This window comes from Loktanella sp. PT4BL (assembly GCF_003201935.1).
Lineage (GTDB): Bacteria > Pseudomonadota > Alphaproteobacteria > Rhodobacterales > Rhodobacteraceae > Yoonia.
Window position 1 is genome coordinate 2,501 of the sequence record NZ_QJJL01000023.1, and the last position, 3,385, is coordinate 5,885.

Below are 3,385 nucleotides of genomic sequence, written 5' to 3' on the forward strand. Positions count from 1 at the left end.
TGCATTTTGATTAAGGGCCCATTTGATTTACAAAAGGGTGGGCCCACAGAAGCAGTCTGACTGTTTCTGGATCAAATCAAGCGCGAAAAGGGCGTTTGGTGGATGCCTTGGCAGTAAGAGGCGATGAAAGACGTGATACTCTGCGATAAGCCATGGGGAGCTGAGAATAAGCTTTGATCCATGGATTTCTGAATGGGGCAACCCACCTGATACTTTGTTATTATTGCACTTCGGTGCAGCTAATAATGAGGTAAACCAGGTATTTTTAACCTGAATACATAGGGTTAAAAAAGCAAACCCGGGGAACTGAAACATCTAAGTACCCGGAGGAAAGGAAATCAATAGATACTCCCCTAGTAGCGGCGAGCGAACGGGGACCAGCCGAGCCATGAGTGTGAATAGAATGTGTTGGAAAGCACAACCATAGTGGGTGACAGTCCCGTATATGAAGCATGATTGGACGTATTAAGTAGGGCGGAACACGTGAAATTCTGTCTGAACATCGGAGGACCACCTTCGAAGGCTAAGTACTCCTTACTGACCGATAGCGAACCAGTACCGTGAGGGAAAGGTGAAAAGCACCCCGACGAGGGGAGTGAAACAGTACCTGAAACCGAACGCCTACAATCAGTTGGAGGGCCCATGCGGCCTGACAGCGTACCTTTTGTATAATGGGTCATCGACTTAGTGTATCTAGCAAGCTTAAGCCGTTAGGTGTAGGCGCAGCGAAAGCGAGTCTTAATAGGGCGACTGAGTTAGATGCATTAGACCCGAAACCGAGTGATCTAGGCATGTCCAGGATGAAGGTAAGGTAACACTTACTGGAGGTCCGAACCCACACCTGTTGAAAAAGGTCGGGATGAGGTGTGCCTAGGGGTGAAAGGCCAATCAAACTCGGAGATAGCTGGTTCTCTGCGAAATCTATTTAGGTAGAGCGTCGGACGAATACCCTCGGGGGTAGAGCACTGAATGGGTAATGGGGGCCCACAGCCTTACTGATCCTAATCAAACTCCGAATACCGAGGAGTACTATCCGGCAGACACACAGCGGGTGCTAACGTCCGTTGTGGAGAGGGAAACAACCCTGACCTACGACTAAGGCCCCTAATTCATGGCTAAGTGGGAAAGCAGGTGGGACGACCAAAACAACCAGGAGGTTGGCTTAGAAGCAGCCATCCTTTAAAGATAGCGTAACAGCTCACTGGTCTAAATAAGTTGTCCTGCGGCGAAGATGTAACGGGGCTCAAGCCATGAGCCGAAGTCTAGGATGCACATAGTGCATGGTAGCAGAGCGTAGTGTGACATAATTCCATGCGTCCTTAATCCCTTCGGGGATATTGGACGCAAGGAATTTTCTGTGAAGCCGGCCTGTGAGGGATCCGGTGGAGAGATCACTAGTGAGAATGATGACATGAGTAGCGACAAAGGGAGTGAGAGACTCCCTCGCCGAAAGTCCAAGGGTTCCTGCTTAAAGCTAATCTGAGCAGGGTAAGCCGACCCCTAAGGCGAGGCCGAAAGGCGTAGTCGATGGGAACCAGGTTAATATTCCTGGGCCAGGAGGATGTGACGGATCTCGAAGGTTGTTTTCCCTTATCGGATTGGGAAGGCTGCTGAGAGGTTCCTGGAAATAGCCCTCCGCTAGATCGTACCCTAAACCGACACAGGTGGACTGGTAGAGAATACCAAGGCGCTTGAGAGAACCACATTTAAGGAACTCGGCAAAATACCTCCGTAAGTTCGCGAGAAGGAGGCCCGTTCAGAAGGCAACTTTTGGGCGGGGGCACAAACCAGGGGGTGGCGACTGTTTACTAAAAACACAGGGCTCTGCGAAGTCGCAAGACGACGTATAGGGTCTGACGCCTGCCCGGTGCCTGAAGGTTAAAAGGAGGAGTGCAAGCTCCGAATTGAAGCCCAGGTAAACGGCGGCCGTAACTATAACGGTCCTAAGGTAGCGAAATTCCTTGTCGGGTAAGTTCCGACCTGCACGAATGGCGTAACGACTTCCCCGCTGTCTCAAATGTGGACTCAGCGAAATTGAATTTCCTGTCAAGATGCAGGATACCCGCGGTTAGACGGAAAGACCCCATGCACCTTTACTATAGCTTCGCATTGGCATCAGGCACAGTATGTGCAGGATAGGTGGTAGGCTTTGAAGCAGGGACGCCAGTCTCTGTGGAGCCTCCCTTGAGATACCACCCTTATTCTGCTTGATGTCTAACCGCGGCCCGTTATCCGGGTCCGGGACCCTGCGTGGTGGGTAGTTTGACTGGGGCGGTCGCCTCCCAAATTGTAACGGAGGCGCGCGAAGGTTGGCTCAGAGCGGTCGGAAATCGCTCGTTGAGTGCAATGGCAGAAGCCAGCCTGACTGCGAGACTGACAAGTCGAGCAGAGTCGAAAGACGGCCATAGTGATCCGGTGGTCCCGAGTGGAAGGGCCATCGCTCAACGGATAAAAGGTACGCTGGGGATAACAGGCTGATGGTGCCCAAGAGTCCATATCGACGGCACCGTTTGGCACCTCGATGTCGGCTCATCTCATCCTGGGGCTGGAGCAGGTCCCAAGGGTACGGCTGTTCGCCGTTTAAAGAGGTACGTGAGCTGGGTTTAGAACGTCGTGAGACAGTTCGGTCCCTATCTTCCGTGGGTGTAGGATATTTGAGAAGAGTTGCCCCTAGTACGAGAGGACCGGGGTGAACGATCCACTGGTGGATCTGTTGTCGTGCCAACGGCAGTGCAGAGTAGCTATGATCGGACAGGATAACCGCTGAAGGCATCTAAGCGGGAAGCCCCCTTCAAAACAAGATATCCCTGAGAGCCGAGGTAGACCACCTCGTCGATAGGCCAGAGATGTAAGCGGTGTAAGCCGTTCAGTTGACTGGTACTAATTGCTCGATAGGCTTGATTTGATCCAGTAATAGGTAGACTGGAAAAAATCAAAGTTCATACACACACAATCATCAGTATACGATGATCAAGGAACAACACGGTCGTGAAAACAACCAGCTGATGTTTTGTGCTTCTTTTTTGGTTTGGTGATCATAGCGCGAGCAAAACACCCGATCCCATCCCGAACTCGGCAGTTAAGTGCCGCAGCGCTGATGGTACTGCGTCTTAAGACGTGGGAGAGTAAGTCATTGCCAAACCTAATAAGAAGCACAATATCTCTCTAACGATGCACCTCAACACAATCAGAGGTGCGCCAATGCGCGGGATGTAGCAGACCGCCTGTGCGACAAACTCTTCTCAAGAGTTTGATTAACACAAACGCCTCGTCAGGATCACCTGATCAGGAACTGCAACACGGTAGCGCGGGATGGAGCAGCCCGGTAGCTCGTCAGGCTCATAACCTGAAGGTCGTAGGTTCAAATCCTACTCCCGCAACCAAA

1 tRNA gene and 2 rRNA genes are annotated in these 3,385 nt (G+C 51.5%); all 3 read left to right on the forward strand.

Features of this window, described 5'->3' with window-relative positions:
- Positions 1-74 precede the first annotated feature (74 nt).
- The 3 genes from C7964_RS19505 (at position 75) to C7964_RS19515 (ending at position 3,383) form a co-directional block, all read left to right on the forward strand.
- Positions 75-2,905, forward strand: a 23S ribosomal RNA gene (locus C7964_RS19505).
- 122 nt (positions 2,906-3,027) lie between these two features.
- Positions 3,028-3,142 (forward strand): 5S ribosomal RNA (gene rrf, locus C7964_RS19510).
- A gap of 164 nt (positions 3,143-3,306) precedes the next feature.
- Positions 3,307-3,383: transfer RNA gene (locus tag C7964_RS19515), tRNA-Met, on the forward strand.
- Positions 3,384-3,385: the final 2 nt, after the last annotated feature.